Annotated in this window: 17 protein-coding genes; 7 read left to right on the top strand and 10 right to left on the bottom strand. The window is 63.3% G+C overall.

Annotation, left to right across the window (positions count from 1 at the left end; genetic code table 11):
- Window positions 1–22: 22 nt before the first annotated feature.
- From NKJ12_RS00620 to NKJ12_RS00595, 6 genes are all read right to left on the bottom strand, one after another.
- A complete protein-coding gene (locus tag NKJ12_RS00620; RefSeq protein ID WP_352700959.1) occupies window positions 23–442 on the bottom strand; it encodes a VOC family protein in 420 nt (139 codons plus the stop codon).
- A gap of 62 nt (window positions 443–504) precedes the next feature.
- Window positions 505–1,830: a bifunctional folylpolyglutamate synthase/dihydrofolate synthase gene (locus NKJ12_RS00615; protein WP_352700958.1), complete on the bottom strand. Its 1,326-nt coding sequence runs from the start codon at window positions 1,828–1,830 to the stop codon at window positions 505–507.
- A 62-nt stretch (window positions 1,831–1,892) separates the two neighbouring features.
- Complete coding sequence (gene accD, locus NKJ12_RS00610) at window positions 1,893–2,819, bottom strand: acetyl-CoA carboxylase, carboxyltransferase subunit beta (protein ID WP_352480200.1); 927 nt, start codon at window positions 2,817–2,819, stop codon at window positions 1,893–1,895.
- Between the two features lie 37 nt (window positions 2,820–2,856).
- A complete protein-coding gene (trpA, locus tag NKJ12_RS00605) occupies window positions 2,857–3,696 on the bottom strand; it encodes a tryptophan synthase subunit alpha (protein ID WP_352700957.1) in 840 nt (279 codons plus the stop codon).
- Between the two features lie 2 nt (window positions 3,697–3,698).
- The gene (trpB, locus tag NKJ12_RS00600; protein ID WP_352700956.1) at window positions 3,699–4,949 is read right to left on the bottom strand and encodes a tryptophan synthase subunit beta; all 1,251 of its coding nucleotides are present in this window, start codon (window positions 4,947–4,949) and stop codon (window positions 3,699–3,701) included.
- A 33-nt stretch (window positions 4,950–4,982) separates the two neighbouring features.
- Entirely contained in the window at window positions 4,983–5,642 is a 660-nt protein-coding gene (locus tag NKJ12_RS00595; RefSeq protein ID WP_352701396.1) for a phosphoribosylanthranilate isomerase, read from the bottom strand.
- Window positions 5,643–5,806: 164 nt separating this feature from the next.
- Here NKJ12_RS00595 and NKJ12_RS00590 point away from each other — a divergent pair, with 164 nt between their 5' ends.
- A complete protein-coding gene (locus NKJ12_RS00590) occupies window positions 5,807–6,025 on the top strand; it encodes a hypothetical protein (RefSeq protein ID WP_254815955.1) in 219 nt (72 codons plus the stop codon).
- An 8-nt stretch (window positions 6,026–6,033) separates the two neighbouring features.
- On the opposite strand, the gene NKJ12_RS00585 is transcribed toward NKJ12_RS00590, so the two are convergent.
- From NKJ12_RS00585 to NKJ12_RS00570, 4 genes are all read right to left on the bottom strand, one after another.
- Window positions 6,034–6,792 carry a M48 family metallopeptidase gene (locus NKJ12_RS00585; protein WP_352700955.1) on the bottom strand — a complete coding sequence of 253 codons (759 nt, stop codon included), beginning with the start codon at window positions 6,790–6,792 and terminating at the stop codon, window positions 6,034–6,036.
- A 97-nt stretch (window positions 6,793–6,889) separates the two neighbouring features.
- Complete coding sequence (locus tag NKJ12_RS00580) at window positions 6,890–7,366, bottom strand: DUF2852 domain-containing protein (RefSeq protein WP_352700954.1); 477 nt, start codon at window positions 7,364–7,366, stop codon at window positions 6,890–6,892.
- A 116-nt stretch (window positions 7,367–7,482) separates the two neighbouring features.
- Complete coding sequence (locus tag NKJ12_RS00575; RefSeq protein WP_352700953.1) at window positions 7,483–8,625, bottom strand: benzoate/H(+) symporter BenE family transporter; 1,143 nt, start codon at window positions 8,623–8,625, stop codon at window positions 7,483–7,485.
- A 4-nt stretch (window positions 8,626–8,629) separates the two neighbouring features.
- On the bottom strand, window positions 8,630–9,397 hold the full coding sequence (locus NKJ12_RS00570) for an alpha/beta hydrolase (protein WP_254815959.1): 768 nt from the start codon (window positions 9,395–9,397) through the stop codon (window positions 8,630–8,632).
- A 214-nt stretch (window positions 9,398–9,611) separates the two neighbouring features.
- On the opposite strand from NKJ12_RS00570, the gene infC reads away from it, so the two are divergent.
- The 6 genes from infC to pheT all read left to right on the top strand — a co-directional run bounded on the left by infC (window position 9,612) and on the right by pheT (window position 15,559).
- Complete coding sequence (infC, locus tag NKJ12_RS00565; RefSeq protein WP_023677573.1) at window positions 9,612–10,148, top strand: translation initiation factor IF-3; 537 nt, start codon at window positions 9,612–9,614, stop codon at window positions 10,146–10,148.
- Between the two features lie 202 nt (window positions 10,149–10,350).
- Window positions 10,351–10,992, top strand: coding sequence for a methyltransferase family protein (locus tag NKJ12_RS00560; protein WP_254815960.1), 642 nt, complete (start codon window positions 10,351–10,353; stop codon window positions 10,990–10,992).
- A gap of 191 nt (window positions 10,993–11,183) precedes the next feature.
- Window positions 11,184–11,387, top strand: coding sequence for a 50S ribosomal protein L35 (gene rpmI, locus NKJ12_RS00555; RefSeq protein WP_006201248.1), 204 nt, complete (start codon window positions 11,184–11,186; stop codon window positions 11,385–11,387).
- Between the two features lie 37 nt (window positions 11,388–11,424).
- Window positions 11,425–11,826 carry a 50S ribosomal protein L20 gene (gene rplT, locus NKJ12_RS00550; protein WP_006201247.1) on the top strand — a complete coding sequence of 134 codons (402 nt, stop codon included), beginning with the start codon at window positions 11,425–11,427 and terminating at the stop codon, window positions 11,824–11,826.
- Between the two features lie 96 nt (window positions 11,827–11,922).
- Window positions 11,923–13,008 (top strand): phenylalanine--tRNA ligase subunit alpha, encoded by a 1,086-nt coding sequence (gene pheS, locus NKJ12_RS00545; protein ID WP_352505953.1) that lies wholly within the window; start codon window positions 11,923–11,925, stop codon window positions 13,006–13,008.
- Between the two features lie 142 nt (window positions 13,009–13,150).
- Window positions 13,151–15,559, top strand: a complete 2,409-nt coding sequence (gene pheT, locus NKJ12_RS00540; protein WP_352700952.1) for a phenylalanine--tRNA ligase subunit beta — start codon at window positions 13,151–13,153, stop codon at window positions 15,557–15,559.
- The last annotated feature ends 25 nt before the right edge of the window (window positions 15,560–15,584 follow it).

Raw genomic sequence — 15,584 nt, 5'->3', positions numbered from 1 at the left:
CAATTGTCCGGCGCGGCGCTATTCACCAATCCGCGATACGATCGCCGCCGACGAATTGTGCGCTTTTCTCAGTGTATTCGAACAGTTCGATCTTCACACCGTTGGGGTCGCGGATCCAAGCCTGGTAGGTGTCATCGCACGCGCGTTTCTTGGAAGTGACATCGACCCCCTTTGACCTCAGATGGGCGATCGCGGCGTCGATGTTTTCCACTTCGAGGCAGAAGTGGTTGATCTGGTTCAAGTCGCTATAGCTTGCGCCGTCTTTCTGGAACACCTCGACGTGGCTGCGGCTGCCGCAATTGAGGTAGAAGCCGAAAATCTTCCCCTCGCGCAGGAAATTGAACTGAGTGTCCATTCCGAGGACGTCCCGATAGAAGCTTCGCGTCATCTCCAGGTCATTCGCGAAAATGCAAACGTGTGCGAGCTGCTTTACCTTGATCATGATTGGCTCCTCGCGGTGATCTGACAGGTGTGGCGTCATCGCGGCCCGGGCGAACGCACGCCTCAGGTTGGCGGCGTGCCGTTTTCGGCCAGTACCGCGCCGGCCAGGTAAAGCGATCCGCCGATCAGGATACGCGGCGGCGGTCCGTCCCATGTGTCGCGCAGCAGCATCAGTGCGCTTGCAACGGAACTAACCGGTTCGGCCGACAAGCCTGCCTCAATGGCGCGGGTCGCCAGTTGGTCGTTCGGCACGCCGGCGTCGCTCATGCTCACCGGCACGGTGTAGACGTGCCGCACCAGCCCTTTGAAGGCCCGGAAATAGCCGCTCTGGTCCTTGGTGTTGATCATGCCCGAGATCAGGAACAGCGGCCGCGGGTTCTTTTCCTCCTGCTCCGCCAGGGCCTCAGCGACGACCACGCCGGCGCCGGGATTATGGCCGCCGTCGAGCCAGATGTCGGCGCCCTTCGGCGCCAGTTCGCTCAACCGGCCTTGCGGCAGCTTTTGCATGCGGCCCGGCCAGGCGACATTCGCCATCGCCTTCTCGGCAGCGCGGTGGCTGATCTCGAAGCCGGCCGCCTTGACCGCCGCGATCGCCGCCGCCGCGTTGGCGAATTGATGGCGCCCCGGCAGGCGCGGCGGCGGCAGATCCATCAATCCATCTTCGTCCTGATAGACCATGCGGCCGTTTTCCTCATAGGCAAGGAAATCCTGGCCATAGACGAAGGCGGGGCAGTCGAGCCGTTCGGCGGTTTCGATGAGCACCTGCTGGGCCGTCTCGCTTTCCTGCGCGCCGATGACGACCGGGCACCCGCGCTTGATGATGCCGGCCTTTTCGGCGGCGATCAGCTCGACGCGGTCGCCGAGATAGGCTTCGTGGTCGAGCGAGACCGGCATGATCACCGACACGGCCGGCTCGGCGATGACGTTGGTGGCGTCGAAGCGGCCGCCAAGGCCGACCTCGAGGATGACGGCATCGGCCGGATGTTCGGAAAACAGCAGGAAGGTGACGGCGGTGAGAATTTCGAAGACGGTGATCTTCTGGCCTTGATTGGCCTCGGCGACCCGGGCGATGGCTTCGGCGAAGACCTTGTCGTCAACCAGCCTGCCGCCGCCATCGGCGGCCAGCCGGTAGCGCTCGTGCCAGTTCACTAAGTGTGGCGAAGTGTGGACGTGGACGCGGTAGTCGGCTGCTTCGAGCAGCGCCCGTGAAAAGGCGGCACAGGAGCCCTTGCCATTGGTGCCGGCGATGTGGATGACCGGCGGCAGCTGGTCCTGCGGATTGCCGAGGCGTTCGAGCAGCCGCGAAATGCGGTCGAGCGAAAGGTCGAAGCCCTTCGGGTGAAGCGCCATCAGGCTTTCGATTTCGCGGTCCGCGGCAAGCGTGGTCATGGGAGAATCCTAGGCGCGTGCGCAACGGCACACAACAGCCGCTCGCGCCGCGGGCTGTCGCGTCAGGCGTGCGGCCGGGCTTCGGCCGGAATCACCGACGGCGGCAGGATCTCCGGCTCCTGCGGTTTTTGCTCTTCCGGCAGCTTGAGCAGCATTCTCAGCAGCCGCGCAATCGTCTGGCGCATCTCCAGCCGTGACACCACCATGTCGACCATGCCGTGTTCCATCAGATATTCGGCGCGCTGGAAGCCTTCGGGCAGTTTTTCCCTGATCGTCTGCTCGATGACACGCGGTCCGGCAAAGCCGATCAGCGCGCCTGGCTCGGCAATATGCACGTCACCCAGCATGGCGTAGGAGGCGGTGACGCCGCCGGTCGTCGGGTTGGTCAGGACGACGATGTAGGGCAGGCCGGCCTCCTTCAGCCTGTCGACGCCGACCGTGGTCCGCGGCAACTGCATCAGCGACAGGATGCCTTCCTGCATACGGGCGCCGCCGGAGGCCGCAAACAGGATCAGCGGCCGCTTGCGCTGCAAGGCGACCTCGAAACCATGCACGATGGCGTCACCTGCCGCCATGCCGAGCGAGCCGCCCATGAAGGCAAAATCCTGCACCGTCACCACCACCGGCACGCCTTCGACCGTGCCCAGCGCATTGATGATGGCGTCTTCCATGCCGGTCTTGGCTTTGGCATCCTTCAGCCGGTCTGCGTAGCGCTTCTCGTCGCGGAACTTGAGCGGATCCTGAACGACCTTGGGGTTCTCGAGCGTCTCGTATTTGCCGTCGTCGAGGAAGAATTTCAGCCGTTCCTTAGCCGATATCTTCATATGGTGGCCGGAGGACGGGATGACGAACTGGTTCTGCTCCAGATCCTTATGGAACACCATTTCGCCGGTCTCGGGATCCTTGATCCACAGGTTTTCTGGCATGTCGGTGCGGCGGCCGAGCATCGAATTGATCTTCGGACGGACGTAATTGGTGATCCAGTTCATCGCTTCGGCTCCTGTCCCTTAAGAAGACGTAGGAAGATTATTCGGCGGCAGCAAGGCGAGCCGCGCGAACCCCTTGCGAAAGCCCGCTGACCAGCGTGGCGACGGCCTCGGCCGGATCGGCGGTCTTTTCGCCCTTCGGCCCGAGCACGTTGGCGACGGCATTGACAATCGCGGTGCCGACAACGACGCCGTCGGCCGACGCGCCGATGATGCGCGCCTGCTCTGCGGTCTTGACGCCGAAGCCGACGCAGACCGGCAGGTCGGTATGGCTCTTGATGCGCTTGACAGCTGCCGCCACCTTGCCGGTGTCGGCCAGCGCCGAACCGGTGATACCGGTCATCGACACATAATAGACGAAGCCGGAGGTGTTCTGCAGCACCTTGGGCAGGCGCCTGTCGTCGGTGGTCGGCGTCGCCAGCCGGATGAAATTGATGCCGGCCTTGAGTGCCGGGATACAAAGTTCCTCGTCCATCTCCGGCGGCAGGTCGACGACGATCAGCCCGTCTATGCCGCTGGCCAGCGCGTCGCTCAGGAAGCGCTCGACGCCGTAGATGTAGATCGGATTGTAATAGCCCATCAAGACGATCGGCGTTTCACTGTCGCCGGCGCGGAATTCCGAGGCCATCTTCAGTGTCTTGACCAGTGTCTGGCCGCCCTTCAGCGCCCGCAGGCCGGCCGCCTGGATCGCCGGGCCGTCGGCCATCGGATCGGAAAACGGCATGCCGAGCTCGATGATGTCGCTGCCGGCGCCGGGCAGCGCCTTCATGATCGAGAGCGACGTGTCGTAGTCAGGGTCGCCACCCATGAAATAGGTTACGAGTGCCGGTCGGCCCTCGGCCTTCAGCTTTGCCATGCGGCGGTCGATACGGGTGGCCATGATCAGATCTCCATGCCCAGCATATTGGCCACCGTATGCACGTCCTTGTCGCCGCGGCCGGACAGGTTGACGATGACGATCTGGTCCTTGTCCATGTCAGGCACGATCTTCACCGCCTGTGCGATGGCATGGGCCGATTCAAGCGCAGGAATGATGCCCTCGACGCGTGTCGTCAACTGGAACGCCTCCAGCGCCTCGCTGTCGAGGATCGGCACGTAGTCGACGCGGCCGGAATCGCGCAGCCATGAGTGCTCCGGCCCGACGCCGGGATAGTCGAGGCCGGCCGAGATCGAGTGGCCGTCCATGATCTGGCCGTCGGCGTTCTGCAGGAGGTAGGTACGGTTGCCATGCAGCACGCCGGGCGCGCCGGCACTCATCGAGGCGCAATGCTCGATGCCGTCGAGGCCGCGGCCTCCGGCTTCTACGCCGATGATGCGCACCCCACTGTCGTCGAGGAAGGGATGGAACAGGCCGATAGCGTTGGAACCGCCGCCGACGCAAGCGATGATGGTGTCAGGCAGCCGGCCTTCCTGCTCGAGGATCTGGGCGCGCGCCTCGGTGCCGATCACCGACTGGAAGTCGCGCACCAGCTCCGGATAGGGGTGCGGGCCGGCGGCGGTGCCGATCAGGTAATAGGTATCCTCGACGTTGGTCACCCAGTCGCGCAGCGCCTCGTTCATGGCGTCCTTCAGCGTGCCGTGGCCGGCCGTCACCGGCCGCACCTCGGCGCCCAGAAGCTTCATGCGAAAGACGTTGGGGCTTTGCCGGGCGACATCGGTCGCGCCCATATAGACGATACAGGGAAGCCCGAAGCGCGCCGCGACCGTGGCGGAAGCGACACCATGCTGGCCGGCACCGGTCTCTGCGATGATCCTTGTCTTGCCCATGCGCTTGGCGAGCAGGATCTGGCCGAGGCAGTTGTTGATCTTGTGCGAGCCGGTGTGGTTCAGGTCCTCGCGCTTGAAATAGACCTTTGCGCCGCCCCCGAGGCCCTTTGCCGAGGACACCTCACGAAGATGCCTGGTCAGGCCTTCAGCGAAATAGAGCTTCGACGGCCGCCCGGCGTAATGCGTCGAGAGATCGGTCAGTTCGGCCTTGAAATCCGGGTCGTTCTTGACCTCGTTCCAGTGCCGCTCCAGCTCGAGGATCAGCGGCATCAGCGTTTCGGCAACGAAACGACCGCCAAAAATGCCGAACATGCCCTGCTCGTCGGGGCCGGTGCGGAAGGAATTCGGTATCGCCGGCTTGTCCATCGCCGATCTCCTGGTCTGAGGTTTGAAGCGTGGTCAGGCGGCGCGGTTGTCGCGTGCTGCCCCGACGGCGCGGAAAAATTGTTCGATCAGCGCCGGTTCCTTGACGCCCGGCGCGCTCTCCACGCCCGAGGAAACATCTATTCCGGGCGGGTTCGCCAGCCGAAAGGCGTCGCCGATATTGCCGGCATTGAGCCCACCGGAAAGCATGTAATCGACGCCAGCGTCAAGGCCGGCCAGAACGCGCCAGTCGAAGGCAAGGCCGTTGCCGCCCGGCAATTCCGAACCCTTAGGCGGCTTGGCGTCGAACAGGAAGCGGTCGGCAATGCCGATGAAGGGTTTGACCCGCGCGAGATCGGCAGCCTCGCCGACCGGCAGCGCCTTCATCACCGGCAAGCCGTAGCGCGCTTTCACTTCGGCCACCCGCCCAGGGGTTTCGGCGCCGTGAAGCTGCAGCATGTCGGGCTGCATGTTGTCGACGATCTCATCCAGGAACACGTCGCTGGCGTCGACCGTCACCGCAACCGCCTTGGCCTTGCCGCGCGCCGCTTCGCGCAGGCGGCCGGCTTCCGCCGGCTCGACATAGCGCGGGCTTTTGGCAAAGAAAATGAAGCCGACATGGCTGGCGCCGCCGGCCAATGCCGCAGCCAGAGCCTTGTCGGTCTTCAACCCGCATATCTTGATGTCGAGCGCCATGGCGCGGGATTGGCACGAAACGGCCAAAGAGTCGAGAAAAAGCATCCTGTTTGCCGCCAGCGCGGAACGCGCTACCTTGCTAATGTAAGAGCGGAACGCGCTACCTTGCTGATATAAGAGCGCAACGCTACTTGCTCAGGCACAAAGGCGGGAGAACAAAGATCATGCCGGAAAAGACCGTCGCGGAACTCAGGCAAAAGCTGGCGCAGGCCCATGAGGTCATCGCTCATTTGATGGACAAGGCGGCTTTCAACGGCGCCGAGGCGCACCGGGCGCTGGCTTATTTCAGCAACGAGACCTTCGAGAAGGATTTTCTGCCCTGGCCCCGCCATGTCGATGAGGGGTTGCGGCCGGAGGAGTTGAACGCGGCGAATGACGATTGATCGGACAACTACTCGAACGTGATCGCCTGCAGCGCGCCGCCATTGCGCTTGAGCCAATCCTTGCAGCGTTCGGTATCCGGGCAAAGCTGCTCGCACAGTTTCCAGAATTTCGGCCCGTGGTTCATCTCCTTGAGATGCGCCACCTCGTGCGCGACGAGGTAGTTTATCACCGGCCGTGGCGCCATCATGATGCGCCAGGAAAACGACAGATTGCCGTCCGACGTGCACGACCCCCAGCGGCTCGACGTATCCTTGAAGCGGATCGCCTTGGCGCGCTTGCCGACCGCCGCACTGTGCTTGGTCACCAGCGCTTCGATCTCGCGCTTGGCTTCGCGCTTGAGGAAATCGGCGATGCGGCGCGGCAGATGCACGCGTTCGCCATGCACGATCATCAGCGGCCCGCGCTCGTCGCGCGACAGCGTGACGGTGCCGCGTTTCGACGGTTCATGGACGATGCGATGCGGCACGCCGCGCACCGGTATCTTGATGCCGGGCCGCACCTGCGGCCGGTTGGGCACTTTGGCTAGCCTTTGCTCCAGCCAGTCCTGATGGCGGTCGAGGAATTTTTCCACCTCGCCGCGCCGCAGCCCCGGCGGCACGGTGATGCGCAAGCCGCGGCCGCCGGAATCGATGCGCAGTGTAAGGCGGCGGGCACGGTCGTTCTCGACGATCTTGAGCGGCAGCGTGCGGCCGGCAACGCAATGCTCGCGCTCCACGACGGGCGTGGGTTTGGGTTTCGTCGGGGTGCGAAAGAAGCCGAAGGACATTCCGGGACGATACGTGATTCGAGGGAAACGACTAGAACAAAAAAGAAACGGCGCCGCTGACGCGACGCCGTTGGATTATCTATCTGGGCACGGGACCTTACTCGTCGAGCAGGCCTGGCGTGGACTTGCCGCTGGGTTTGTTGTTCGTCGCCGACCCGGTCGTGGGGGATGTCGACTTATTGCGATTGGCCATGAAGCGGTCGAACTCTTCCTGGTCCTTGGCGCGGCGCAATTCGCGGGCATATTCGTCGAACTCGCTCAGCATCTCGTCGAGCTTGCGGCGTTCCTCGGCAAGCCGCTCGAGTTCCTTTTCGCGCCAGTCGTCGAACGCGACGTTGCCGGTGCGGGCGGAGCCATGACCCCAGCGCGCGGCCTTGTCGGAACCGCGGCGGCAACCGGCGAAGATGCCGTCAGTGGCGCGGTTGACGTCGCGCTTGAAGCCCTCGAGCCGGTCGCCCCAGATGATGTAGGCGAGCATGGCGAAGCCGAGCGGCCAGAACACCATAAACCCGATCACCATCAACGCGATGGTCGCCGGCGTCCAGGCCGGACGGATCAATGCAGATGTGTTCATTTCTCCCAATCCTTCAGTTGGAGACAGCCAAATCCGGCTGCGTTGAATCGAAATGGGATGGAGAAAACGGCGATTCAAGACAGCGATCGCCAAAACCGGACAAGCGGCTGAAATGATTATCGCTTTTTGAGATTTTCGAGGAAAAGCACGACCAATCCGGCAATCAGCCCCCAGAACGCCGCGCCGACGCCGAACAGCGTCAGCCCCGATGCGGTGACGGCGAAGGTGACGGTGGCGGCCATCCGCTCGTCCTCGCCTTTCAAGGCGATCGACAGTGCATTGGCGAGCGGCGCCATTAGCGCCAGGCCGGCGACCAGCACGATCAGGCTCTGCGGCAATACGGCGAAGATCGCCACCAGCGAGGCGCCGAACAGGGCAAAGACGAAATAGGCCAACGCATAGAACGGCCCGGTCTTCCAGCGCTCGGCCGGATCGGGATGCACGTCGGGCCCGGTGCAGATCGCCGCCGAGATTGCCGCCAGATTGGTGGTCGAGGCGCCGAACGGCGCCGTCAGCAGCGAAAACAGGCCCGTGACGCCGATCAGCGGCCCGGGTTCGGGATGATAGCCGGCTGCCCTCAGCACGGCGAGGCCGGACAGGTTCTGCGAGGCCATGGTGACGAGGTAGAGCGGCAAGGCGAGGCCGATGATTGCAGTGGCGGTGAACTGCGGCATCACCAGCGTCAAGCTCGAGAGTTCCGGTGCCGGCAGACCGCCGACCCGGCCGGTGAGAAAGGCGGCGAGACCGCCGCCGATCAGCACCAGCAGCACCGACAGTGCCGGGTTGAACAGGCGGATGATGAAGAACGCCGCAACCAGCGGCAGGATCAGCCAGGGGTCGACGGGAACGGTCTTGACCGCATTGATGGCGAAGGTGACGACGATGCCGGCCAGCATTCCGGACGCGACGGAGGCCGGTATTCTGGCGATCAGCTTGGTCAAAGGCCCGAACAGGCCTGTGGCGATCAGCAGGACCGCGGTGACGACGAAGGCGCCAACCGCCTCACCCATCGAAAAGCCGGCCGACGCGGCGATCAGCGCCACGCCTGGCGTCGACCATGCGGTGATGACCGGCATTTTTGTGCGCCAGGACAGCCACAGACTCTCGATCGCCATCGCCAGGCAAAGCGCTGTCACCCAGCTTGCCGTCTCGACCTGCGTTGCGCCGACCGCCTTGGCGGCGGCAATAACGATGGCCAGCGTACCGCCGAAGCCGACGATCGCCGCCACGAAGGCGGACACCGGAATGGAAATGCGCATGCCTCTATCCCGCCTGCCGCACCATAGCGTCCACCGCCCGCACTAGCATGTCGAGATCCTGCGGCCGCGACAGGCGGTGGTCGCCGTCGGGGATGAGCGACAGCGTGACGTCGTCGGCCGGCAGCAGGCTGACCAGCTTCAACGCATGGCTCGACGGCACGTCGGGATCGGCCAGGCCTTGCAGGATGTGGACCGGACAGTGCGTGTCGATCGGCCCGGTCATCACCCGGTTGTTGCGGCCGTCCTCGATCAGTCCGCGCGTGTAGATGTACGGTTCGGCAGAATAGTCCGACGGCTCTTCGAAAAAGCCCTTTTTCCTGAGGTCGCGCTTCTGCGCCCCGGTCAGCACCGGCTCCACCAGTTCGAACGTGAAATCGGGCGCCGGCGCCAGCAGCACAAGGCCGGCGACGCTGTTCTCGCCCGCCTTGTGCAACTCCTGCACCATGCGCAGCGCGATCCAGGCGCCCATCGACGAACCGACCAGGATTTGCCTGCCCCGGGTGAAGCGGCGGAAAACCGCCAGGCTCTCGCCCAGCCATTTCGAGATGGTGCCGTCGGCAAAGGCGCCACTCGATTCGCCGTGGCCGGAATAATCGTGGCGCAGGAAGGCGCGGCCTTCTTTGCGCGTCCATTCCGACAAGGTTTCGGCCTTGGTGCCCAGCATGTCGGATTTGTAGCCGCCAAGCCACACGATGCCGGGCTCGGCACCTGCCGCATGCCTGACGGCAATGCTCGTCCCGTCGACGGCCAGGAAGATCGGGGTGGTGCTCATGGTGTATTCCCTCACGCCGGTCTTTTAGCACAAGCGGGGGTTCAACGAAAAGTGCTCTGCTACTTTCTTCGCTTGGTGCAGAGGAGCATTCATCGGGCAGGTGATTTCCTGAGAATGCTGTGCTATTGACTCCGACCGCGCGCTCACCACATTGCGCGTTCGCAATTCTGAACTGAAGAACCCCTTAACGAAACGGCTCAAGGAGACCACGACCATTCGCAGACCTTTCAAAGCAGCGGCGCCCACCAAGGAAGGCCCGCGCTCCAACCGTGACATCCGGGTTCCCCGGGTCCAGCTAATCGACGCCGAAGGCCAGAACCGCGGCGATGTCTCCATCAACGACGCATTGCTGCTCGCCGAAGAGGCTGGGCTCGACCTGGTCGAGATATCGCCCAATGCAGTGCCGCCCGTCGTAAAGATCCTCGATCTCGGCAAGCTGAAATACGCCAACCAGAAGAAGGCGGCCGAGGCGCGCAAGAACCAGAAGGTCATCGAGATCAAGGAGATCAAGATGCGCCCGAACATCGACAGCCACGACTACGAGACCAAGATGAAGGCTGTCCGGCGCTTTTTCGAGGAAGGCGACAAGGTCAAGCTGACATTGCGCTTCCGCGGTCGCGAGATGGCGCATATGGAACTCGGCATGCAGCTTCTGAACAAGGTTCGCGAGGAAGTGGCGCCCATCGCCAAGGTCGAAGCCGAACCGAAGCTCGAAGGCCGCCAGATGATGATGGTGCTGGCGCCCCGCTAAAGCGCGTTGCGCTTTAGTTCTGTTTTGTGCATGTCGTTGTCGCAAAACCGCTGCGCACTTTTGGGCGACGTGCATAAAATCCGCCTGAATCATGTTGCAAGGCGTCCCGGCGATCGGCGGGGCGCCTGTTTTCTTGGCCAGACGCTGCGATCGCCGGCGAGAGCAAAGACGCTCTGGTTCCCTCGACGATCGGATTCCCGACATGGTCAATGACGTCAAGCATTCGGAAGCCAAATATGGGCTGGGCAGCTACCAGCACACACGCAGGATGGTGCTTGCCGTCGTCGTCGTCGTCCTGTTCGCGATGCTTTTGTTCGGGCAGTCGGTTTTTCCGCCCGATACGCCTGTGCATGAAACGATCGAAATGGTTGGCGTCGTGCTGATCTTTCTCGGCATCGTCGGACGCTTGTGGTCGACGCTCTATATCGGCGGTCGCAAATCCTCCGAAGTGGTGACCGGCGGCCCCTATTCGATCACCCGCAACCCGCTCTATGTCTTCTCTACTTTAGCTGCCGCCGGTGTCGGCGCACAGATCGGCTCGATCACCGCCACGATCGGCTTTGCAGCGCTCTGCGCTGGTGCCTTTTACATCGTTATCCTGCGCGAGGAGAAATTCCTCAAGGAGGTTCTCGGCGCGCCATACCAGGCCTACCTGGCGAAAGTGCCGCGCTTTTTTCCGAAGCTGTCGCTGTACCAGGAAGGCGACACCGGCGGCTTCAAGCCGCGCCTGCTGCGAACCACGCTGCTGGACGGTCTGGTCTTCCTGGTTGCCTTGCCGGCTTTCGAACTGATCGACGGCGCCCAGCAGTCCGGCATATTGCCGGTGCTGTTCCGTCTCCCCTGAGTGCAGTGTTGCTGAGTACAGTGTTGCTGGGCACGGGGTGTTGCGCGCCAGCCCGCTTTGACGTATAGGACCGCCGTTCCCAAAAAACCGCCCGGCAGGGCATGCCGTGGCGGTTTCATTTGCTTTTCGGGCTTTGGTCGGCCTGAAGCGAACAAAAAGCGCATTGGTGCGCATATAAACGGAGTAGCAAAATGCCCAAGATGAAGACCAAGTCGGCCGCCAAGAAGCGGTTCAAGATCACAGGTACGGGTAAAGTTCTGTCGGCTGCGGCCGGCAAGCGTCACGGCATGATCAAGCGTTCCAACAAGTTCATTCGAAATGCCCGCGGCACGATGGTTCTGGCTGAACCGGACGGCAAGAAGGTCATCAAGAATTTTCTGCCGAACGGCCTTTAGAGCATTCGGCCTGGACAACGTTTAAGGAGATCATGACATGGCACGCGTAAAGAGAGGCGTCACCTCGCACGCCAAGCACAAGAAGGTCCTGAAAGCCGCCAAGGGTTTTTACGGCCGTCGCAAGAACACCATTCGCATCGCCAAGCAGGCGGTGGAAAAGTCGCTGCAGTACGCCTATCGCGACCGCAAGAATCGCAAGCGTTCGTTCCGCGCGCTGTGGATCCAGCGCATCAATGCGGCGACGCATGAGCATGGCCTGACCTACGGCCGCTTCATCGACGGTCTCAACAAGGCTGGCATCGAGATCGACCGCAAGATCCTGTCGGATATGGCCATCCACGAGCCGCAGGCCTTCGCCGCACTCGTGGCCAAGGCCAAGGTCGCGCTCGAATATCTCAAGAACACCACGCCGAATGCTTTTGAAAGCGCTGTCGCTTAAGACCAGCGCTTCCCAAGCTATTCGACACTTGATTTGGGAAACCCGCGCTGGCAGGGCTGGCGCGGGTTTTTCTTTGCTTCCAATCGGATCTGGAACATGAGTGACATGGAAACTCTGGAACATTCCCTGATGGCCGAGATTGCCTCGGCCGCCGACGAGCAGGCGATCGAGGCGGTGCGTGTCTCGGCCCTCGGCAAGAAGGGCTCGGTTTCCGAGATGCTGAAGACGCTCGGCTCGATGAGCGCCGAGGAGCGCCAGGTCAAGGGCCCGGCGATCAACGGCCTCAAGAACCGCGTCACCGAGGCGCTTTCTGTTCGCCGCGCCGAGCTGAAGGACGCGGCGATTATGGCGCGTCTCGCCGCCGAGAAGGTTGATGTGACGCTGCCGGTCAGACAATCGCCGGCCGAGCGCGGCCGCATCCATCCGATCAGCCAGGTCATCGACGAGATCGCGGCGATCTTCGGCGATCTCGGCTTTGCCATCGCCGAAGGCCCCGACATCGAGACCGACTATTACAATTTCACCTCGCTGAACTTCCCGGAAGGCCACCCGGCGCGCGAGATGCACGACACCTTCTTTTTCCAGCCGGACGCGCAGGGCGAACGCAAGCTTTTGCGCACCCACACCTCGCCGGTGCAGATCCGCACCATGGAGATGCAGAAGCCGCCGATCCGCATCGTCATCCCCGGCAAGACCTACCGGCAGGATTCCGATGCCACCCACTCGCCGATGTTCCATCAGGTCGAGGGGCTGGTGATCGACAAATCGGCCAATGTCGCCAACATGAAATGGGTGCTAGAGGAGTTCTGCAAGGCCTTCTTCGAGGTGCCGAGCGTGAAGATGCGCTTCCGGCCGTCCTTCTTCCCGTTCACCGAGCCCAGCCTCGAGGTCGATATCCAGTGCGACCGTTCGCGGCCGGGCGAGGTGCGCTTCGGCGAAGGCTCCGACTGGATGGAGATCCTCGGCTGCGGCATGGTGCACCCCAATGTGCTCCGTTACGGTGGCCTCGATCCTGACGAATACCAGGGCTTCGCCTGGGGCATGGGAATCGACCGCATCGCCATGCTGAAATACGGCATGCCGGATCTGCGCGCCTTCTTCGACGCCGATGTCCGCTGGCTTTCGCATTACGGTTTTAGGCCGCTCGACATGCCGACGCTGTTCGGGGGCTTGAGCGCGTGATGAGCGGGCTGCAGCAAATCCGCGGACAGCTCGCCTTCCTGCACATGTCGGACGCGCGGCCGCATAGCTTCAAGTGCGATGTGCCCAGACCAGTCAGCCTGGAAAGACCAGTCAGCCGGCAAAGACCAGACGGAACACAGTCATGAAACTCACCCTCTCCTGGCTCAAGGATCATCTCGAGACCGACGCCTCGCTGGCGGAAATCGTCGAGCGTCTCACCTCGATCGGCCTTGAGGTCGAGCATGTCGACGACCGGGCGAGCCTGGCCCCCTTCGTCATCGCCAAGGTGGTGACGGCGGTGCAGCACCCAGATGCCGACCGGCTTCGCGTGCTGACCGTCGACACAGGCGACGGCAAGCCACCTGTGCAGGTCGTGTGTGGAGCGCCGAACGCCCGCGCCGGCCTGATCGGCGCCTTTGCAGCACCGGGCACCTATATCCCCGGCATCGACGTGACGCTGACCGTCGGCAAGATCCGCGGCGTTGAAAGCCACGGCATGATGTGCTCCGAACGTGAGCTCGAATTATCCGAAGAGCATGACGGCATCATCGACCTGCCGGCCGATGCGCCGGTCGGCACCAGTTTCGCCGCCTATGCCCATCTCGACGACCCGCTGATCGAGATCAATCTGACGCCGAACCGGCCGGATGCCACCAGTGTCCATGGTATCGCCCGCGATCTGGCGGCGAGCGGGCTCGGTACGCTGAAGAGCGCGCCGATAGAGCCGATCCCCGGCAGGGGCGGGACGCCGGTCAAGGTGACGATCGAAGCGCCGGAGCTCTGTCCCGGTTTTGCGCTGCGCCTGGTGCGCGGCGTCAAGAACGGACCGTCGCCGAAATGGCTGCAGCAAAGGCTTCTCGCCATCGGCTTGAGGCCGATCAGCGCGCTCGTCGATATCACCAATTACGTCACCTTCGACCGCGGTCGGCCGCTGCATGTTTTTGACGCTGGGAAGGTCACCGGCAATCTCACCGTGCGCCGGGCGCGTGACGGCGAAAAGGTGCTGGCGCTCGACGGCCGCGAATACACGCTGACGCCTGAGATGTGCGTGATCGCAGACCAGGACGGCATCGAATCGATCGCCGGCATCATGGGCGGCGAGCATTCCGGGTGTGACGAGAACACCACCGACGTGCTGATCGAGTCGGCGCTTTGGGACCCGATCGCCGCCGCTCGCACCGGCCGCACGCTCGGCATCATCAGCGATGCACGCTACCGCTTCGAGCGTGGCGTCGACCCGGAAATGATGGTTCCCGGCGTGGAGCTGGCAACGAAGCTCGTGCTCGATTTCTGCGGCGGCACGCCGGCGCAAACCGAGGTCGTCGGCTATGCCGGCCATCGGCCGAAGATCGTCTCGTTCCCTTTGTCGGAAGTGAAGCGGCTGACCGGCATCGAAGTGCCGCGCTCGACGAGCCTCGACATTCTTGCCCGCCTCGGCTTCAGGCCGGAGGGCACGGGCGATGTCGTCAATGTCGCGGTCCCGTCCTGGCGGCCGGATGTCGATGGCAAGGCCGACCTGGTCGAGGAGGTCATGCGCATCCACGGCGTCGACAATATCGCGCCGCAGCCGCTCGGTTCCCACGATGCGGTCAACGCCAAAATCCTGACTGTGCTGCAGATACGCACCCGCGCCGCCAAGCGGGCGCTTGCCGTGCGCGGCATGATGGAGGCCGTCACCTGGTCGTTCATTCCGGCAAAATACGCCGAATTGTTCGGCGGCGGCCAGCAGGCGCTAAAGCTTGCCAACCCGATCGCGGCCGATATGTCGGATATGCGGCCGTCGCTGCTCCCGGGGCTGATCGCGGCAGCGCAGCGCAATGCCGACAAGGGCATCGGCGATGTCGCGCTGTTCGAAGTGTCGGGCACTTACGAGGGCGACGGCGCCGACCAGCAGCGGCGCGTTGCCGCCGGCGTGCGGCGCGGCACCGCCAAGCTCGAGGGCTCCGGCCGCCATTGGGCCGGCAACGCCGGCGCCGTCGGCGTCTTCGATGCCAAGGCCGATGCAATCGCAGCACTCGAAGCCTGCGGCGCGCCGGTCGAGCGGCTGCAGATCGAGGCCGGCGGCCCGGCCTGGTATCATCCCGGCCGCTCCGGCACGATCAAGCTCGGGCCGAAGGTCGTGCTCGGCACATTCGGCGAATTCCACCCGAAGACGCTGGAAGGGCTTGACGTCTCCGGCCCGCTCTGCGGCTTCGAAGTATTCATTGATGCGGTGCCTGAGCCTAAGGCCAAGCCGACGCGGACAAAGCCAAGGCTCGATCTGTCCGCCTTCCAGGCGGTCAAGCGCGACTTCGCCTTCGTCGTCGACAAGGCGGTCGAAGCCGGCACACTCGTTCGCGCCGCCCTAGCCGCCGACAGGAAGCTGATTTCCGGCGTCTCGGTGTTCGACGTTTTCGAGGGTACCGCCCTCGGCGCGGCGAAGAAATCGATCGCCATCGAGGTGTCGATCCAGCCGGTCGAAAAGACGCTGACCGACGAGGATTTCGAGGCGCTGGCCAAGCGCATCGTCGAGAACGTGCACAAGCAGACCGGCGGTGTGCTGCGCGGCTGAGGGGTTGCGAGCGCCTGGCGAATCG

It is taken from the genome of Mesorhizobium sp. M0195, from assembly GCF_040322115.1.
In the GTDB taxonomy this organism is placed as follows: domain Bacteria; phylum Pseudomonadota; class Alphaproteobacteria; order Rhizobiales; family Rhizobiaceae; genus Mesorhizobium.
Note: the sequence above shows the minus strand (reverse complement) of the source record. Positions and strands in the feature narration are given on the sequence as shown.

What these genes read in the sequence shown, in the direction of transcription:
- NKJ12_RS00620 (WP_352700959.1), bottom strand. Translation starts at nt 442, where the DNA reads ATGATCAAGGTAAAGCAGCTCGCACACGTTTGCATTTTCGCGAATGAC.
- NKJ12_RS00615 (WP_352700958.1), bottom strand. Translation starts at nt 1,830, where the DNA reads ATGACCACGCTTGCCGCGGACCGCGAAATCGAAAGCCTGATGGCGCTT.
- accD (WP_352480200.1), bottom strand. Translation starts at nt 2,819, where the DNA reads ATGAACTGGATCACCAATTACGTCCGTCCGAAGATCAATTCGATGCTC.
- trpA (WP_352700957.1), bottom strand. Translation starts at nt 3,696, where the DNA reads ATGGCCACCCGTATCGACCGCCGCATGGCAAAGCTGAAGGCCGAGGGC.
- trpB (WP_352700956.1), bottom strand. Translation starts at nt 4,949, where the DNA reads ATGGACAAGCCGGCGATACCGAATTCCTTCCGCACCGGCCCCGACGAG.
- NKJ12_RS00595 (WP_352701396.1), bottom strand. Translation starts at nt 5,642, where the DNA reads ATGGCGCTCGACATCAAGATATGCGGGTTGAAGACCGACAAGGCTCTG.
- NKJ12_RS00590 (WP_254815955.1), top strand. Translation starts at nt 5,807, where the DNA reads ATGCCGGAAAAGACCGTCGCGGAACTCAGGCAAAAGCTGGCGCAGGCC.
- NKJ12_RS00585 (WP_352700955.1), bottom strand. Translation starts at nt 6,792, where the DNA reads ATGTCCTTCGGCTTCTTTCGCACCCCGACGAAACCCAAACCCACGCCC.
- NKJ12_RS00580 (WP_352700954.1), bottom strand. Translation starts at nt 7,366, where the DNA reads ATGAACACATCTGCATTGATCCGTCCGGCCTGGACGCCGGCGACCATC.
- NKJ12_RS00575 (WP_352700953.1), bottom strand. Translation starts at nt 8,625, where the DNA reads ATGCGCATTTCCATTCCGGTGTCCGCCTTCGTGGCGGCGATCGTCGGC.
- NKJ12_RS00570 (WP_254815959.1), bottom strand. Translation starts at nt 9,397, where the DNA reads ATGAGCACCACCCCGATCTTCCTGGCCGTCGACGGGACGAGCATTGCC.
- NKJ12_RS00560 (WP_254815960.1), top strand. Translation starts at nt 10,351, where the DNA reads ATGGTCAATGACGTCAAGCATTCGGAAGCCAAATATGGGCTGGGCAGC.
- rpmI (WP_006201248.1), top strand. Translation starts at nt 11,184, where the DNA reads ATGCCCAAGATGAAGACCAAGTCGGCCGCCAAGAAGCGGTTCAAGATC.
- rplT (WP_006201247.1), top strand. Translation starts at nt 11,425, where the DNA reads ATGGCACGCGTAAAGAGAGGCGTCACCTCGCACGCCAAGCACAAGAAG.
- pheS (WP_352505953.1), top strand. Translation starts at nt 11,923, where the DNA reads ATGAGTGACATGGAAACTCTGGAACATTCCCTGATGGCCGAGATTGCC.
- pheT (WP_352700952.1), top strand. Translation starts at nt 13,151, where the DNA reads ATGAAACTCACCCTCTCCTGGCTCAAGGATCATCTCGAGACCGACGCC.